Source organism: Campylobacter sp. CH246, assembly GCF_004378835.1.
Lineage (GTDB): Bacteria > Campylobacterota > Campylobacteria > Campylobacterales > Campylobacteraceae > Campylobacter_D > Campylobacter_D jejuni.
Genome location: NZ_RYYA01000002.1, coordinates 188,030 through 205,466, shown reverse-complemented (window position 1 = coordinate 205,466; position 17,437 = coordinate 188,030). Strand labels below are relative to the sequence as shown.

Annotated in this window: 16 protein-coding genes and 1 pseudogene; 12 read left to right on the top strand and 5 right to left on the bottom strand. The window is 30.9% G+C overall.

Going from position 1 to position 17,437, the window contains the following annotated elements; translation table 11 throughout:
- The first annotated feature begins 35 nt into the window (after nt 1-35).
- Nucleotides 36-1,755 (top strand): annotated as a pseudogene (locus tag ELQ06_RS02685) (Na/Pi cotransporter family protein).
- Here the strand turns inward: ELQ06_RS02685 and ELQ06_RS02680 are convergent.
- The 5 genes from ELQ06_RS02680 to mltG form a co-directional block, all read right to left on the bottom strand.
- A complete protein-coding gene (locus tag ELQ06_RS02680) occupies nt 1,752-3,560 on the bottom strand; it encodes a penicillin-binding protein 2 (protein ID WP_052781943.1) in 1,809 nt (602 codons plus the stop codon). The pseudogene ELQ06_RS02685 and the gene ELQ06_RS02680 sit on opposite strands and share 4 nt — an antisense overlap.
- A gap of 6 nt (nt 3,561-3,566) precedes the next feature.
- Nucleotides 3,567-3,863 carry a flagellar hook-basal body complex protein FliE gene (gene fliE / locus ELQ06_RS02675; protein WP_002856884.1) on the bottom strand — a complete coding sequence of 99 codons (297 nt, stop codon included), beginning with the start codon at nt 3,861-3,863 and terminating at the stop codon, nt 3,567-3,569.
- Between the two features lie 6 nt (nt 3,864-3,869).
- Nucleotides 3,870-4,364, bottom strand: coding sequence for a flagellar basal body rod protein FlgC (gene flgC, locus ELQ06_RS02670; RefSeq protein ID WP_052781944.1), 495 nt, complete (start codon nt 4,362-4,364; stop codon nt 3,870-3,872).
- A gap of 9 nt (nt 4,365-4,373) precedes the next feature.
- Nucleotides 4,374-4,805 carry a flagellar basal body rod protein FlgB gene (gene flgB, locus ELQ06_RS02665; RefSeq protein WP_002859066.1) on the bottom strand — a complete coding sequence of 144 codons (432 nt, stop codon included), beginning with the start codon at nt 4,803-4,805 and terminating at the stop codon, nt 4,374-4,376.
- Between the two features lie 80 nt (nt 4,806-4,885).
- Nucleotides 4,886-5,887, bottom strand: coding sequence for an endolytic transglycosylase MltG (mltG, locus tag ELQ06_RS02660; protein WP_002859067.1), 1,002 nt, complete (start codon nt 5,885-5,887; stop codon nt 4,886-4,888).
- Here mltG and ELQ06_RS02655 point away from each other — a divergent pair.
- The 11 genes from ELQ06_RS02655 (at nt 5,802) to ELQ06_RS02605 (ending at nt 17,434) form a co-directional block, all read left to right on the top strand.
- Nucleotides 5,802-8,372, top strand: a complete 2,571-nt coding sequence (locus tag ELQ06_RS02655) for a DUF3971 domain-containing protein (protein WP_052781945.1) — start codon at nt 5,802-5,804, stop codon at nt 8,370-8,372. The genes mltG and ELQ06_RS02655 overlap by 86 nt on opposite strands.
- A gap of 116 nt (nt 8,373-8,488) precedes the next feature.
- Nucleotides 8,489-10,693 (top strand): NADP-dependent isocitrate dehydrogenase, encoded by a 2,205-nt coding sequence (locus ELQ06_RS02650; RefSeq protein WP_052782035.1) that lies wholly within the window; start codon nt 8,489-8,491, stop codon nt 10,691-10,693.
- Complete coding sequence (locus ELQ06_RS02645; RefSeq protein WP_044261288.1) at nt 10,690-11,592, top strand: malate dehydrogenase; 903 nt, start codon at nt 10,690-10,692, stop codon at nt 11,590-11,592. Before ELQ06_RS02650 ends, ELQ06_RS02645 begins: the two co-directional genes overlap by 4 nt.
- A complete protein-coding gene (sucC, locus tag ELQ06_RS02640; protein ID WP_052794097.1) occupies nt 11,593-12,756 on the top strand; it encodes an ADP-forming succinate--CoA ligase subunit beta in 1,164 nt (387 codons plus the stop codon).
- 9 nt (nt 12,757-12,765) lie between these two features.
- Nucleotides 12,766-13,635, top strand: a complete 870-nt coding sequence (gene sucD, locus ELQ06_RS02635; RefSeq protein ID WP_002855278.1) for a succinate--CoA ligase subunit alpha — start codon at nt 12,766-12,768, stop codon at nt 13,633-13,635.
- A gap of 13 nt (nt 13,636-13,648) precedes the next feature.
- Nucleotides 13,649-13,960 (top strand): 4Fe-4S binding protein, encoded by a 312-nt coding sequence (locus ELQ06_RS02630; RefSeq protein WP_052797805.1) that lies wholly within the window; start codon nt 13,649-13,651, stop codon nt 13,958-13,960.
- 8 nt (nt 13,961-13,968) lie between these two features.
- Nucleotides 13,969-15,093 carry a 2-oxoglutarate synthase subunit alpha gene (locus ELQ06_RS02625; protein WP_002858560.1) on the top strand — a complete coding sequence of 375 codons (1,125 nt, stop codon included), beginning with the start codon at nt 13,969-13,971 and terminating at the stop codon, nt 15,091-15,093.
- Nucleotides 15,094-15,939, top strand: coding sequence for a 2-oxoglutarate ferredoxin oxidoreductase subunit beta (locus ELQ06_RS02620; RefSeq protein WP_002854895.1), 846 nt, complete (start codon nt 15,094-15,096; stop codon nt 15,937-15,939). It abuts the gene before it with no gap.
- Nucleotides 15,936-16,493, top strand: coding sequence for a 2-oxoacid:acceptor oxidoreductase family protein (locus ELQ06_RS02615; RefSeq protein WP_002812564.1), 558 nt, complete (start codon nt 15,936-15,938; stop codon nt 16,491-16,493). The genes ELQ06_RS02620 and ELQ06_RS02615 overlap by 4 nt, the downstream gene beginning before the upstream one ends.
- A 138-nt stretch (nt 16,494-16,631) precedes the next feature.
- The gene (locus tag ELQ06_RS02610) at nt 16,632-16,895 is read left to right on the top strand and encodes a DUF2018 family protein (RefSeq protein ID WP_002854834.1); all 264 of its coding nucleotides are present in this window, start codon (nt 16,632-16,634) and stop codon (nt 16,893-16,895) included.
- Nucleotides 16,896-16,897: 2 nt separating this feature from the next.
- The gene (locus ELQ06_RS02605) at nt 16,898-17,434 is read left to right on the top strand and encodes an exporting protein (protein WP_052797804.1); all 537 of its coding nucleotides are present in this window, start codon (nt 16,898-16,900) and stop codon (nt 17,432-17,434) included.
- The last annotated feature ends 3 nt before the right edge of the window (nt 17,435-17,437 follow it).

Sequence of the window (17,437 nt, the reverse complement as noted above, 5' to 3'; positions counted from 1 at the left end):
ATTCTTTAAAATATTTTAAATTTATTTCATGAAGTATTTTTACTTTAGTTCTGATTTTTATTTTAATTCGTTATGACGAGCTTGCTAATCTTTTAGCAGGAGTGGCAATATTTCTTTATTGGAATGACTAATTTAGGTATAGGTTTTAAAGTTTTTAGTGGTGATTTGCTTGAAAAAATTTTAGCAAAGTCAACTGATACAAAGATAAAAAGTATACTTTTTGGTACTTTAAGTACTTTAATTATGCAATCTTCAATTTTAGTTTCTATTGTTACGATTTCTTTTTTGAGTGCAGGGCTTATTTCTTTGGGTGCGGGCATAGGGATTATTTTTGGAGCAAATTTAGGAAATACGGCAAGTTCTTGGCTGATTGTTGGTTTGACAAATATTAAAATTTCAATGTTGGCTATCCCGCTTTTGATTATTGGAGTATTATTTTTCTTTCAAAAAGATAGTATTTTAAAAGGTTTGGGTAATATTTTTATTGGTATAGGTTTTTTCTTTTTGGGTGTGGATTATATTAAAAGTGGTTTTGAAAATTTTAAACATATAATTGATCTTTCTCGTTTTGATTTTGCTGGTTTTAAAGGAGTTTTTGTTTTTTTAGGATTAGGTGCTTTGCTTACAGGAGTTATACAATCAAGCACAGCTACAATGGCTATTATTGTTGCTGCTTTACTTGCAGGACAAATCAGTTTGGAAAATTCCTTAGCAGCAACTTTAGGCACTAGTGTTGGAGGAGTTGTAACGGCTGTTTTAGCTTCTTTAAGTACTAATATTGAAGGAAAGAAATTAGCGTTTGCAAATTGTATTTTTAATTTTGGTATAGCTTTTTTAATAGTGCTTATCTTTCCTTATTTTATATATTTTCTTAATTTTTTATCCATTGCATTAAACATAGAAGATATAGCTTTGAAAGTGGCATTATTTCACACTTTGTTTAATTTAATTGGCGTTGCGCTTTTTTCATTTTTTACTCCTCAAATTGTTCTTTTTTTAAATAAGATAGTAAAAGCTCCTAAAGATAAGAATAAAGACAAGCCTTTATATCTTGATAGTAGTTTGGTTAAATTTAGTGACACAGCCATCGAAGCTTTAAGAAAAGAAAGTGAGCATCTTTATAACAATACCTATGCAATTGTTGCTCATGCTATAGGTTTTAGTCGTAAAGATATACAAAGTGATAAAAGTTTTAAAGAAATTTTAGAAAATAAAAAGTGGTTTAGTAAAAATGTGGATTTGGACTATTTGTATCAAACTAGGATAAAGGTTCTTTTTGAAGCTATTATCGATTTTTCAACTAAAGCACAAGTTTATATTAACGATGAAACAAAGAATCATAAAATTTTTACCTTTAAGATAGCAGCTAAAAATTTAGCCGAAACAACTAAAAATTTAAAAATTATTCAAGCAAATATTAAGAAATATTCTAGTTCTTCTAATGAATTTTTGGCTTTAGAGTACAATAAAATTAGATCGAATTTAGGAGAGCTTTTAAGAAGTATCGAAGAGCTTAGAGTGGTTGAAGATCGTGAAAAGCTTTATTTGATCATTAAAAATCTTCAAAAAGGAAAAGAAATTTTAAAAGAAATTGATACTTTAACCTTAAGCAATATTGAACATCTTATTTCAGTAAGAAAAATCACAACAGTTGAAGGAATTTCAATACTTAATGATATAACTTTTGCTGCTAAGATTGCTGAAGAACTTATAGGTGCTGTTGAGGTGATATTTTCTAAAGATATATCAAACTAGTTGTTTGTGCTAGTTTGGTTATTGTCTTGTATAGGCGTTAGAAATTCTTCATTGATTAAAATATCAACAACATCTTTAAACATAGGCAAAGCACTTTGTGCAGCATAATAACTATAAGGTTTAGTAGGATGTCTTACGAGAACTCCTATGGTATAGGCGTGATTTAAATCATTTGCAAAACCAAAAAAGGAAGCATTGTAGCGATTTGAGGTGTAACCTTGTCTTTCGGCTATTCTTGCTGTTCCTGTTTTACCTCCTGCAATAATACCTTGTGTAATTGCCTTTTTTCCTGTTCCTTTTTCTATAACATTTATAAGAATATTTTGCATCGTTTTAGCAGCTTCGCTAGAAAGAATTTTTTCTTTTTTTACATCATCATCAAGATTTGTAAAGCGTCCATTTTGGTAGAATTTTTCAGCTAAACGCGGTGTGATATAAAATCCATCATTGTTGAAAACATTATAAGCTGCAAGGAGTTGTATAAAGGTTGTTTTAAGTCCATAACCATAACTTAAAACAGATTTTTCTATATCTCTTAAGCGCTTAGGATTTGGAATTTCTCCTTTTTGTTCATAGGGTAGATCAATACCACTTTTTTCGCCAAATTTAAATATTTTAAGTCCTGATACGATTTCTATATTGTTAAGCCTTTTAGCAATTTGTATCATGCCTATATTTGAAGAATATCTTATAATTTCTTCCATGGTCATTTTGTCCATTTTGTGATCGTCTTTGATAGTGAAACGTCCTAGCTTATAAGAACCGCCATAAGTATTAATCACTTCATCTATTTTTATTTTACCAAGTCTTAAGGCTGTTGTAAAGATAAAAGGTTTGATAACAGAACCTGCTTCATAGCCGTATTCTATAGCGCTTGCATTAAGAACTGATAGATCTTTTCCGCGATTTTGCGGGTCATAGCGCCTTGAGCTTGCTAAAGCTAAAATTCTTCCTGTTTTGCTTTCCATTACCCCAACTATGATTTCATTGGCTTTTAAATCCTCATTTCTTTGATCTATAGCTTTCTCTATACTTTTTTGCAGTTTTAAAGAAAGATTTAAATATAAATCACAACCATTGATCTTTTTTTGTTGCAGTGAATTTAGATTTAAAATAATATTTCCACCTATATCTTTAAGTCCTTGAATTTTTTCATTTTGAACAGGACTTAGACATTTATCGTAGTATTTTTCTAAACCTTTAACTCCTATATTTTTTAAAATTCCACTTTCTGGATCTAATATCATTTTAGTATAACCGATAATAGGAGTAAAAGAATCTTTTGACATGTAAATTCTATCTTCTTCATGTTCGATGATATTTAATCCTCTTGTTTCAACTCTTCCAGAGTTATTTGTAAAAGCTTTGAAAAAACCTTGTATATAAAGTTTTTTAGCAAGGTCTTTAAGATAGCTTGCTTGCTTGGAATCTAAGTTTTGCAAAAGAACAAAATTATAAGAGCGTTTTTTTTGATTTTGCATTCTTTTTTTAATATCTGCTACTTGATCGTTACTTATCCCACTATAAATTTGAAAAAGCTTTAAAAATAGATCAAATTTATCTTTGTTAATACTTCTAAGATCAATTTCAGCACGATAAATTTGTTTAGAACTTGTGATAGTAAAATTATCTTTAGTTATAATTGATCCTCTTAGAGCAAGAGCGTATTGATCTTTTTCAGTGTTAGGTATATGACGTTTTGATGTAAGAAAAAAAGTAGAGCTGATAAAAATAATCATAAACAAAAGTGCCATGCAGTAGGCAAAGGCAACTTTTGAAACCCTATTTTTTTTATATTCTTGCATTAGGGTTTAAATTTGAGTTCTTGTGATTTCTTTATAAGCACTGATCGCTTTATTTCTTACTTCTAGCATAAATTTCATACTGCTTTCAGCTTTAGTGATAGCTATAGCTGCTTGATGCAAATCTTTTACTTGTCCTGTGGCAATGTCTGTCATTGCAGCTTCTCCGCTTTCTTGTGCTTTGTTTAAATCATCAATTTCATTTTTAAGCATCTTAGCAAATTCATCACCAATTCCTGTGGAATTTTGACTTTTGTTGGTATTTGAAATATTATTATTTAATCTTAAATCATTAATATTGTTCATTTTTTATTATCCTCTTAATAAATCAATCGCACTTTGAGCTATAGTTTTTGCACTTGTAAAAGCACTTACATTCGCTTGATAAGACCTTGTAGCTTCAATCAAATCTGCCATTTCAATAACAGGGTTTACATTTGGATACGCTACATAACCTTCAGCATTCGCATCAGGATGGCTTGGATCATACTTCATACGAAAATCTTTGTCATCTCTGACCACTTTATCCACTACAACACTTTGAATAGCAGGTTTAGCTTCTTCTGGCGAGCTTGGATCATTTAAAGGATTTTCATATTTTAAAAAATTATTATCTTTGTTAATTTGCTCATTTAAAAGCTTATCAAAATCTGTTGCTTTAAAGATCACTTCGCGTCTTCTATAAGGTCCACCTTCAGCTGTTCTTGTAGTGTTTGCATTAGCTATATTAGAGCTAATAACATTCATTCTAAAACGTTGAGCGCTTAAACCATAACCACTAATATCAAAATCACTTAAGTATGCCATAATTTACCTTTAACTTAATTTAGAGCTTGCATCAAGTATAGAGCTAAAGATATTGCTTTGTCTTCTTAAAACTCCATCAAGAGCTGTTATCATAACTGTATTTTTACTCATTTCTGTAGTTTCTACATCTAGATCAACAGTATTTGCATCATTTCTTGCTAAATGACCATCTCTTAAGTAAATAGTAGATTTACTAGGATCAGGAAATTTCCAAGGTTTTTGATGCCCTTCTTCGGTTACTGCCAATTCTAATTCTTTTTTGTCATTTTTTTTGAAAATTTCATTTGCACGATTTACCAAAGCTGTTTCAAATTCAATATCTCTTGCTTTATAAAAAGGAGTATCAACATTTGCAAGATTGGCATTGATGAGTTGATTTCTTAGATTTCTACCCGCTAAAGCACCAGTGACTAGTTCTTTTGATTTAAATGGGTTAATCATTTTTTATCCTTTTTATAATTTTTAATATTAACAAGCAAATACTGTTCCAATTTAACTATTTTGTATAAAAATATCAAAAATTATTTTCCTTTTTGTAAATTTATGGCTTTATTGTGATCATCTATATTTGTGCTAAAAATATGAACTCCAGTATTTTTATCACGCACAAAATATAAATAATCTGTCTTTAAAGGAAAAATAGCTGCACGAATAGCAGCTAAAGAAACATTACAAACTGCTTCTTTAGGCAATCCTGTAAATTTATAGGTATTATAAGAGCTATTATCTTGTCTTATTCTTTGTGGGGTAACTTTTACATGGGAATAAATTCCATAATTTAAAGTTCCATCCATTTGAAGTTTCATACCTTTTTTAAGTCGATTGTAGATTACGCTTGCAACTATAGGCATTTCATTGTCATTAGCAGCTTCTTTTTGTATTACAGAAGCGATGATGATATATTGGTGCCATTTTTTTGGATTATAATCACCAAAAATTTTCTCAGAAGTTTTTTTATTGGAAATTTCAGCATGGTTTAAAAGCATTTGAATGAGTAGATTTTCTGTAATGCCTTTTGGGATTTTATAAGTTTCTGGCAAAAAAACTCCTTCATCATAAGGAGCTTGAGCTTGAAATTCTTTTAAAAGTATATCTTTATCAAGTCCAAGTTGTTTGGCTGCTTGTTCTAGAAAGATTACGCTTGTTTCTCCTGGGATAAGAGTAATGGTTTGCAGTGCTGCTTTAGCAATAGTGAGTTTATGTAGAAATTCAGCTCTATTTAAATCTTTTGTACCTATGTTGATCCAGCCTGATTGAGGGTGTCCTAAAAAAAATAAAATATATTTATCAATATTACTCATCTGATATTTATTTTGCTTTAAATATGTTATAATTTGAGAAATTGAACCTTGGGGAATAAATACCACAGAATTGCTTTTTAAAGGCTGAGTTAGATAATAAAAAATCCCCAAAATAAATATCAAAAAGAAGTTGCGTATGAAAAAGAAAATTTTATATATTGTTGTATTTTTTGTTGTGCTTATATTAGCTTTGTTTATAGTGCTTAAAAATGGAATTGTCATCTCTAGTATCCAATTTGATTTTTTAAAATTGGAACAATTATATATTAAATTAGATAAAAAATTAATTGTACGAGCAAAAAATATCACTATAAATGAGACTCAAAATTCCGAAATTTCATCACAAACCCACTCTTCTGATAATGCTTCAACAGAGATTTTAAAAATAACAAAAAATTTAAAATATCTATATACTTTTGTTAAAGAGATTGATATACAAAATTTAAATATAAAAGATAATCATGTGCGTATTTTATTTAAAGATAATGAATTTTTTATAGATAATGATTTATTGTTTTTAAAATTAACATTACAGCGTCAAAATAAAGAACTTATAGCTGATATTAAAAAACTTTTATTAAAAGATTATGATTTAAGTATTGATGGAAATTTAAGTATCAATACTAAGAGCGAGTTTTATTATTTTCAAGGTAGAGCAAGTGGAGAATTGCTTGACTTTAACGCAAGCATCTCTTACAAAGATAAAAATTTAGCTTATAAAATAGAAGATTTAAATATTAGAAATATTACGGAAATTTTTAAAAGAGTTAATAAAAGAATAGAACTTCCGCAGAGTTTAAATCTTTGGGTAGCATATAGGGCTAAGGGAGAATTTTATCATTTAGATTATTTGCAGGGCTTTATAGATTTTACTAAAGATAATTATTATTTAGACAATATTAGTGCATCAGGTTATGTTAATAATGTCAAAGTTCGCTTGGATGATAAAATGAATGCTATTGAAATTCCAAAACTCGATTTAAATTTAAACAAACAAAAGCTTGATTTTGTCTTTAATAAAGCTTTCTATAATGGTGCTGATTTAAGTTCTAGTAAGGTTTATCTATATGATTTGTTTGATGAAAAAAAAGTTGGGATTTATTTGCGCATTAAGTCTGATAATCTAAAATTTGACGAAAAACTTGCTAAAGCTTTAGAGGATTATCATTTTTCACTACCTTTTTATCAAAAAAGCGGAAAAATTAAAAGTGATTTGGAGCTTAAAATTGATTTTCATGATAAGGGTGAAATTTCTTATAGTGGTATTTTAGCTTTAGAGAATGCTAGTATTTCTTTGGCTGATTTTAATATTACAAAAGCATTTATAAAATTAAATCAAAATGATTTAAATATAGAAAATGCCAGTGTTAAAAATGGCTTTTTAGAAGCTGATTTTAATGCTAAATTTGACTTACAAAAACAGCAAGGAAATTTCAATACTCAGATTTCAAGGCTTTATTTTGACAATGGAGAGCTTTTAGATTTAAAAAATCAAAATGTAGAAGTAAAATTAGATTATTCGCAAAATGTTAACATTAGCATTCCTCAGTGGAATTTGATTTTAAATTTTAAAGATGGACTTGAGGCTAATCTTAATAATCCTAAGATTTTATTTTCATTTTCTCCATTACTTAAAAAGCTTGGGTTTATCGATGCTAAAAATGTTTATTATAAAACTTTAAATTTTGAAGATTTTAATGCAAGCGTTAATGATGCTTATTTTAAAAATAATTTACTTATCAACGGTCAAACTCCTTATGAAAATGATAGTTTTGATATTGTAAAAAATAAGGGCATTATGGAAATTCATACTCAAAGTGATACAGCAAGTGCTAAAATAAGTTCTGATAATAAAGAAATTCATTTAAAAAATTTAAGTTATATTTATAGAAAACATTCCAACTCTTCAAATTCAACATTTGATATTGCTACTAATACCCAAAATATTAGTTTTGGTGGAGCAAATGTAGCTTTAATTTTGGCAGATTCTAATAAAACTTTGGCTTTTGATAGAGTAGAGGCTGATTTAAAAGGCAATGCTTTAGATCTTAAAGGTTCTAGAGGAAATGCAAAATTTGATCTTTATTATTCTTCTAATGATTTAAATTTAAACGTTAGCAATATTGATGATAATTATTTAAATGAGTTTTTACAAAAACAAGCTGTTCAAGATGGAGTGTTTAACTTAAGTATAAAAGGAAGTGGATTGGAGTATTTTGATGGACAGATCGATTTTAAAAATACTTATGTGAAGGATTTAAAAGGTATAAATCAGCTTATTTCCTTTATCGATACTGTACCAAGTTTATTGATGTTTAAATCTCCAACCTTTAATCAAAAAGGTTTAAGCTTACATGATGGAAAGATTATTTTTAATAGAAAAAAAGATCTTTTAAGTGTTTCGGCTATTAATTTAAATGGTGATAGTGTAGATATATATGGTTTAGGATCAGCAAATTTAAGATTAAATACAGTGGATTTTAGTTTAGAGCTTAAAACTTTAAAATCAGCTTCAGAAGCTATATCCAAGGTTCCAATTTTAAATTATGTAATTTTAGGTAAAAATCAAGAAATTAGCACAAACTTAAAAATAGATGGAAGCATAGATGACCCTAAATTTCATACCGAAATTTTAACAGATACCCTAAAAACCCCTTTTAATCTTATTAAAAATATCATACAACTTCCTGCTAATTTACTTAATTAAAAATATTTAAAGTTTGTTTGAAAACTAAAACAAACTTTAAACTTACTCTTGCATTTTTTTTTATTTGTAATATACTTAAAAATGAAAATAAAAATAAGTATTTTAAAGGACTAAAAATGCAAATTACTTATACCTTAACAGATGAGTCGCCAGCTCTTGCGACTTATTCGTTTTTGCCTATAGTGAAAGCTTTTTTAAGTAGGGCACATATAGGAGTAAAAACCTCGGATATTTCTTTATCTGGAAGGATTTTAGCTGCTTTTAGTGAGTATTTAAAAGAGGAGCAAAGATGTGAAGATGCTTTAGAACTTTTAGGTGAGCTTGTAAAAAGATCGGATGCAAATCTTATTAAAACCCCAAATATTTCAGCTTCTATTCCTCAGCTTAAGGCGGCGATTAAAGAATTGCAAGATAAGGGTTACATGTTACCAAATTACCCAGATGAGCCAAAAAATGATGAAGAATTGCAAATTAAAACAAAATATCAAAAAGTTTTAGGTTCAGCGGTTAATCCTGTATTAAGACAAGGAAATTCAGATCGTCGTTCAACAAAAGCGGTAAAAGATTATGCAAAAAACAATCCTTATCATGTGGTTGAGTTTAACCCAAACTCAAAAACTCGTGTTTCTTACATGAAAGAAGGGGATTTTTTCTCTAATGAAAAAGCGGTTTTAATCGATCAAGATTGTGTGGCTAATATAGAATTTACAAGCATTGATGGTAAAAATGAAATTTTAAAAGAGGGATTAGAACTTGAAAAAAATGAAATTTTAGACGCTACTTTTATGGATGTGCAAAAACTTCAGGAATTTTATGCAAAAGAAATTAAAGCAAGCAAAGATGATGATGTGCTTTTTTCTTTGCATTTAAAAGCTACAATGATGAAAGTAAGTGATCCTATACTTTTTGGTTATGCGGTAAAAGTATTTTTTAAAGAATTATTTATCGAATTTCAAGATGAATTTGAAAAATTAGGCATTAATCCAAATAATGGTTTAAGTGAGCTTTTAAGTAAGATCGAAAATTCAAGCAAAAAAGATGAAATTTTAAAAAAATACAATGAAATTTTAGCTAAATCTGCAGATATTTCTATGGTAAATTCAGATAAAGGCATTACAAATCTTCATGTTCCAAGCGATGTTATCGTTGATGCTTCTATGCCTGCAATGCTTAAAAATGGCGCAAGATTGTGGGATAAGGAAGGTAAGGAAAAGGACACAAATGCCGTAATTCCTGATCAAACTTACGCAACTATTTATGAGGCGGTTATTGAAGATTTGCATAAAAATGGTACTTTAAATCCTTCAAAACTTGGCAGTGTATCTAATGTAGGTTTAATGGCTAAAAAGGCTCAAGAATATGGATCGCACGATAAAACCTTTGTGGCTAAAGAAGAAGGAACTTTTAAAATAGTTTCTAACGGTAAAGTTTTATTAGAACATAAGGTTAGAAAAGGTGATATTTATAGAGCTAATCAGGCTAAATTTGATGCAGTGTTAAATTGGATTGATTTAGGTATAGAAAGATCAGAACTTAGTGGAGCCGAAGCTATTTTTTGGTTAGATAGCAAAAGAGCTAGTAATAAAATCATGATAACTTTGGTACAAAATCGTTTAAAAGAAAAGGGTAAAAATGTAGCCATTTTAACTCCAAAAGAAGCTTGTTTAAGAAGTTTAGAGTTAATCCGAGAAGGTAAAGATGTTATTTCTATCACGGGTAATGTTTTAAGGGATTATTTAACCGATCTTTTTCCTATTTTAGAGCTTGGAACAAGTGCAAAAATGCTTTCTGTTGTGCCTATGTTAAATGGTGGAGCTATGTTTGAAACAGGAGCAGGGGGTTCAGCACCTAAACAAGTAGAACAATTAGTCGAAGAAAATCATCTGCGTTGGGATAGTTTGGGTGAATTTTTGGCTTTGCAAGCAAGTTTGGAATTTTATGCAAATAAGTGTGGCAATCATAAAGCTAAGGTTTTAGCAGAATGTCTTGATGAGGCTATAGGCGAATGGCTTGAAAATAATAAAGCTCCATCAAGAAAAGTCAAAGAAGATGATAATAGAACAAGTCATTTTTATTTAGCAATGTATTTTGCAAATCATTTAGCAAGACAGGCAAGTGATATGGAGCTTCAAAGCTTTTTTAAAGATATTGCCCTAGAGCTTTCTTCTAATGAAGAAAAAATCAGAGCCGAATTTAACGATGCACAAGGTGTGAAAGTGGATTTGGGTGGGTATTATAAATTTGATGATGAAAAAGCAAATAAAATCATGCGTCCAAGTGCAACTTTTAACGCTATTTTAGAAAAAATAGGACAAAGATGAAAATCACTGTTATAGGGGCTGGCAATGTAGGTTCAAGCGTAGCTTATGCTTTGATTTTAAGAGAAATAGCAAATGAAATTGTTTTAGTAGATATCAATGAGGATTTGCTTTACGCAAAAGAACTGGAGCTTACTCAAAGCATAGCCGCTTTAAATTTAAATATAGATTTACTTTGCACTAAAGATTATACTCATACCAAAAATTCAGATATAGTGCTTTTTAGTGCAGGTTTTGCTAGAAAAGATGGGCAAAGTAGAGAAGAATTGCTTCAGTTAAATACAAGCATTATGCTTGATTGTGCTAAAAAAATTAAAGATTTTACAGAAGATCCGCTTTTTATTATTTTAACTAATCCTGTGGATTTTCTACTTAATACTCTTTATGAAAGCGGGATTTTTTCATCAAAGAAAATTATAGCCATGGCAGGAGTTTTAGACAATGCAAGATTTAAGTATGAACTTGCCAAAAAACTTAATGTCAAAATGTCAAGCGTGGATACAAGACTTATTGGTTTTCATAATGATGATATGGTTTTGGTAAAATCTTACGCAAGTGTTAAAAATAAAAATATAAGCGAATTTTTAAATGAAGAGGAATTTGAGGATTTAGAAAATGAAGTTAAAACAGGTGGAGCTAAAGTAATCAAACATCTTAAAACTTCAGCTTATTTAGCCCCTGCTAGTGCTTGTATAAGAATGCTTGAGTCTATAAGAAGTGGCGAATTTTTACCTATGAGTGTGATTTTACATGGAGAATTTGGAGTGCAAAACAAAGCCTTAGGAGTTATGGCAAGATTAGGACTTGAAGGTGTGATTGAAATCATGAAAATGGATCTTAGTTCACAAGAAAAAGACAAATTAGAAAAATCTTTAATCAAATATCAATATAAAGGAGAATAAATGAATATACATGAGTATCAAGCAAAAGCAATTTTTGCGGACAATGGTATCCCTATTTTAAAGGGAAAAGTCGCATTTAGCGTAGATGAAGCTGTGGCTAATGCTAAAGAATTAGGTGGTAGTGTTTGGGCGGTTAAAGCTCAAATTCACGCAGGAGGCCGTGGTCTTGGTGGTGGTGTTAAAATCGCTAAGAATTTAGATGAGGTAAAAGATTACGCAAGTAAAATTTTAGGAATGAATTTAGTAACTCATCAAACAGGACCTGAAGGTAAACTCGTGCAAAAGCTTTATATAGAAAGTGGTGCTAATATAGTAAAAGAATATTATTTGGCTATTTTATTTAATAGAATGGCAGAGCAAATTACCATTATTGCTTCAAGTGAAGGGGGGATGGATATAGAAAAAGTAGCCAAAGAAAGCCCTGAGAAAATTGCAAAGGTAGGTATTGATCCACAAATTGGATTTAAAATGTTTCATGGACTTGAAGTAGTAAGAGTTTTAGGACTTGATAAAGATGAAGGTAAAAAACTCATTTCCATGATAGCTAAACTTTACAAGCTTTACATGGATAAAGATATGAATATGCTTGAAATCAATCCTTTAATTAAAACTGCAGAAGGGGATTTTTATGCCCTTGATGCAAAATGCAGTTTTGATGATAGTGCGCTTTATCGTCATCCTGAAATTGCTGAACTTAGAGATATTACCGAAGAAAATCCTGCTGAAAGAGAAGCGGCTGAATTTGGCTTAAGCTATGTGAAATTAGATGGAGATGTAGCTTGTATGGTAAATGGTGCGGGTTTAGCAATGGCAACTATGGATATTATTAATTATAGTGGTGCAAAACCTGCAAATTTCTTAGATGTAGGTGGGGGAGCTTCTCCTGAAACTGTTGCAAAGGCTTTTGAAATCATTTTAAGAGATAAGAATGTAAAAGTTATATTTATCAATATCTTTGGTGGTATTGTTCGTTGTGATAGGATAGCAAATGGAATTTTAGAAGCTACTAAGAATGTTGAGGTAAATATTCCAATTGTAGTGCGTCTTGATGGCACTAACGCAGCAGAAGCAAAGACAATTTTAGATAATTCAAATCTTAAAAATATCAAAGCAGCAACCAATCTTAAAAACGGTGCAGAGCTTGTAAAAAGTTTAATAGGGTAAGGATGGAAAATGAGTATATTAGTTAATAAAAATACAAAAGTAATAGTTCAAGGTTTTACAGGCAAAGAAGCAACTTTTCATGCTGAGCAATGCATGGCTTATGGTACAAATATAGTTGGAGGTGTCACCCCTCATAAAGGCGGACAAACTCATTTAGGTAAACCAGTTTTTGATACCGTTGCAGATGCGGTTAAAGCAACAAAGGCTGATGTAAGCTTGATCTTTGTACCTGCTTTTGCTGTGGGTGATAGCGTGATTGAAGCAGCTGATGCGGGTATTAAGCTTGCAGTTGTAATCACCGAGCATACGCCTGTAAAGGATATGATGTTTGCTAAGCAATATGCTAATAAAAAGGGTATGAAAATCATTGGACCAAATTGTCCAGGTATTATTACTTCTGAAGAATGTAAGTTAGGTATTATGCCAGGTTTTATTTTTAAAAAAGGTTGCGTGGGGCTTATTTCAAAAAGTGGAACTTTAACTTATGAAGCTGCTAATCAGGTAGTTCAAGGTGGTTATGGAATTTCTACTGCAGTAGGAATTGGCGGTGATCCTATTATAGGTCTTGCTTATAAAGAACTTTTAAGTGAATTCCAAAAAGATGATGAAACTAAGGCTATTGTAATGATAGGTGAAATTGGTGGTAGTTTGGAAGTGGAAGCGGCTAAATTTATTAAAGAAAATATTAGTAAACCTGTGGTAGCATTCATTGCAGGTGCAACTGCTCCAAAAGGTAAAAGAATGGGGCATGCAGGTGCCATAGTAGGAAGTGCTGATGAAAGCGCTGCAGCTAAAAAAGAAGCTTTAAAAAGCTATGGAATTCATGTGGTGGATTCTCCGGCTTTAATTGGTGAAGAAATTCAAAAAATATTAGGTTAATAAAGGAAAAAACATGAGTATGATAGCTCCAAAAGATACCCCTGTTTGGGTAGATGAGCATAGATGTAAAGCATGCAATATTTGTGTTAGCTATTGCCCCGCTGGGGTTTTAGCTATGCGCGATGATGTGCATGCGGTTTTAGGACAAATGATAGAGGTGGTACACCCTGAATCCTGTATAGGCTGTACCGAGTGTGAGACACATTGCCCTGATTTTGCTATTATGGTGGCAAAAAGAGATGAATTTAAATTTGCCAAACTTACTGCTGAGGCTAAAGATAGAGCTGCAGCCGTAAAAAATAACAAATACAAAAAATTAGCATAGGAAAAATAATGAGAGAAGTTATAGCAACAGGTAATGTTTTAATCGCCAAAGCTGCGATTGATTGTGGATGTAAATTTTTTGGAGGTTATCCTATTACTCCTAGTAGTGAGATAGCTCATGAATTAAGCCATATGCTTCCTGCAAATGATGGAACTTTTATACAAATGGAAGATGAAATTTCAGGTATTAGCGTGGCTATTGGTGCGGCAATGAGTGGAGTAAAATCCATGACTGCAAGTAGCGGTCCAGGAATTTCTTTAAAAGCAGAGCAAATAGGACTTGCATTTATTGCTGAAATTCCACTTGTGATTGTAAATGTTATGAGAGGTGGTCCTTCGACAGGTCTTCCAACCCGTGTAGCACAAGGAGATTTGTTTCAAGCTAAAGCACCAACTCATGGGGATTTTGCAAGTATTGCTATTGCTCCTGCAAGTCTTGAAGAAGCTTATACAGAAACCATTAGAGCGTTTAATTTAGCTGAAAAATATATGACTCCAGTATTTTTACTTATGGATGAAACTGTAGGGCACATGAATGGTAAAGCGGTTTTACCTGATTTAAAAGATATTAAAGTATATAACCGTAAAAAATTTGAAGGCGATAAAAAGGATTATAAACCTTATGCAGCAGGAGAAAATGAGCCTGCAACTTTAAATCCTTTCTTTACAGGTTATCGTTATCATGTTACAGGACTTCATCATGGAGATATAGGTTTTCCAACTGAAGATGGAGTTATAGTGAAAAAAAATATGGAAAGACTCATAGGTAAAATAAAAAACAATCAAGAAGATATTTGTACTTATGAAGAGTATATGCTTGATGATGCTGAGTTTTTAATCATTGCTTATGGAAGCGTGAGTCGTTCAGCAAAAGAAGCTATACAAAGATTAAGAGAGCAAGGGATTAAAGTGGGGCTTTTCCGTCCGATTACTCTTTATCCAGTGGCTGAGAAAAAAATCGCTGAAGTTGTAAGCAAATTTAAAAAAGTAATGGTAAGCGAGCTTAATATGGGACAATATCTTGAAGAGATTGAAAGAGTAACTTCGCGTCGCGATTTTATTAGTTTGCACCGTGCAAATGGTCGTCCTATCACTCCAAGTGAAATTATTGCTAAGGTAAAGGAGAATATATAAATGGCTTTTAATTATGATGAATATCTAAGAGTAGATAAAATGCCTACTCAATGGTGTTGGGGATGTGGCGATGGTGTTGTTTTAAAATGTATTATCCGCGCGATAGAAAAACTTGGTTGGAATATGGATGATGTTTGTCTTGTTTCGGGTATAGGTTGTAGTGGCAGAATGAGTTCTTATGTAAATTGTAATACAGTTCATACAACTCATGGTAGAGCAATAGCTTATGCAACAGGCATTAAACTAGCCAATCCTAGTAAACATGTTATTGTAGTAAGCGGAGATGGGGATACTTTGGCAATTGGTGGAAATCATACCATACATGGTTGTCGCAGAAATATTGATTTAACACATATTGTAATCAATAATTTCATCTATGGACTTACGAATTCCCAAACAAGCCCAACTACTCCAAAAGGTTTTTATACAGTAACAGCTCAATTTGGAAATATTGACCCTAATTTTGATGCGTGTGAATTAACTAAAGCTGCAGGAGCTTCTTTTGTGGCAAGGGGTAATGTGATCGAAGCTAATAAGCTTGAAAATTTAATTTATAAGGCTTTAGCGCATAAGGGTTATAGTTTTGTAGATGTTTTTTCAAATTGTCATATCAATCTAGGTAGAAAAAACAAAATGGGCGAAGCTGTAGCTATGCTTGATTGGATTAAAAATCGCGTTGTGGATAAAGCTAAATTTGAAAGCATGGATTTTGAAGAAAGAAAAGATAAATTTCCAACAGGAATTTTACATGAAGATAATTCTCAGCCAGAATACTGCCACGCTTATGAAGAAGTACGTCGTGCAGCCAAAGAAAAAAGAATGGTGGATTTAGGAGCTTTAAAATGAAATATCAATTAAGATTTGGCGGTGAAGGCGGACAAGGTGTTATCACCGCAGGAGAAATTTTAGCAGAAGCAGCCATTAAAGAAGGTCGTCAAGCTTTTAAGGCTTCTACTTATACTTCACAAGTGCGTGGCGGTCCTACTAAGGTGGATATTATCATTGATGATAAAGAAATTTTATTTCCTTATGCCGTAGAAGGGGAAGTAGATTTTATGCTTTCGACTGCAGATAAGGGTTATAAAGGTTTTCGTGGGGGTGTAAAAGAAGGAGGTATTATAGTTGTAGAGCCAAATTTAGTACATCCTGAAAGTGAAGATTATAAAAAATGGCAAATTTTTGAAATCCCTATTATTACCATAGCTAAAGATGAGGTAGGAAATGTGGCTACTCAATCAGTTGTTGCACTTGCAATTGCTGCTTATATGAGCAAATGTATAGATTTAGATGTTTTAAAAGAAACTATGCTTCATATGGTTCCTGCAAAAACTCGTGATGCAAATGCTAAAGCTTTTGATCTGGGTGTAAAATACGCCACTCAAGCAAAACCATATTCATAATAAATTCCGCATCATGCGGAATTTAACTTCTAAAATTTTACACATTGCAAATAAAATTTAAATTTTAATTATTTTAATTTAGCTACTTTTAACGATTAAAATTTTATAATCAAAAACTTATATTTTCAAGGAAAATTAATGGATTTTTTTGATGAAATGTTTAATAAAACTCCAAAAGAAAAATTTATAGAAATTATACAAAATGGAAATTTAGGAGCCTTAGAAAAAGTTTTTGAGGAATTTTTTGCTGATCATATTGCCATGGTGGAACTTTTGGAAAAACAAGGTTTAACAGAAATGGATGTAAAAAATTTCATATTAGAAAATGGTGATTTTATAGAAGAAAGGCAAAATGATATTTATATAGAATTGGGCGCAAAAATTTTAGGACACGAAGGCTAAAATTGTTTAAAATAAGCCCTTGTTTAATTTGTATTTTTTTTATTTTTAGTAATGTTTTAGCATCTGAACCAACTTTTGATTATACTTATAAATTTATACTTAAAAAAGATGAGAGAGCTAGTGTGCAGATTAAAGAAATAGGCTATGAAGATAAGGTGCAAAATTTTGATTTTTATTGGACTTTGTTTGATAATACTAATATCATCGTACATTCGAAATTTCGCAAATATCCGCGTCAATTTGTGATGAGTTTAAGAAGAAATTTAGATTGGGTAACTCAAACTTTAATACCTGATTATACTAATCCACATATTGATAGAGCAAGACTTATTTTAGAATTTAGTGGTTATAATAAAGGTTTGGCAACTTTTACAGTTTATATAGAAGATAAGGAATCTCGTTTAATGGTAGAATTTTTAGATCCGAGAAAAAAAGCTTTACAAAATCCACCGCAAAACAATCAGGTTGTTCCTATGATTAATTTTAACGAACCTCAGGTAAAGCCATTAACAAGCAAAGACAATAATAATAGTAATTAACAA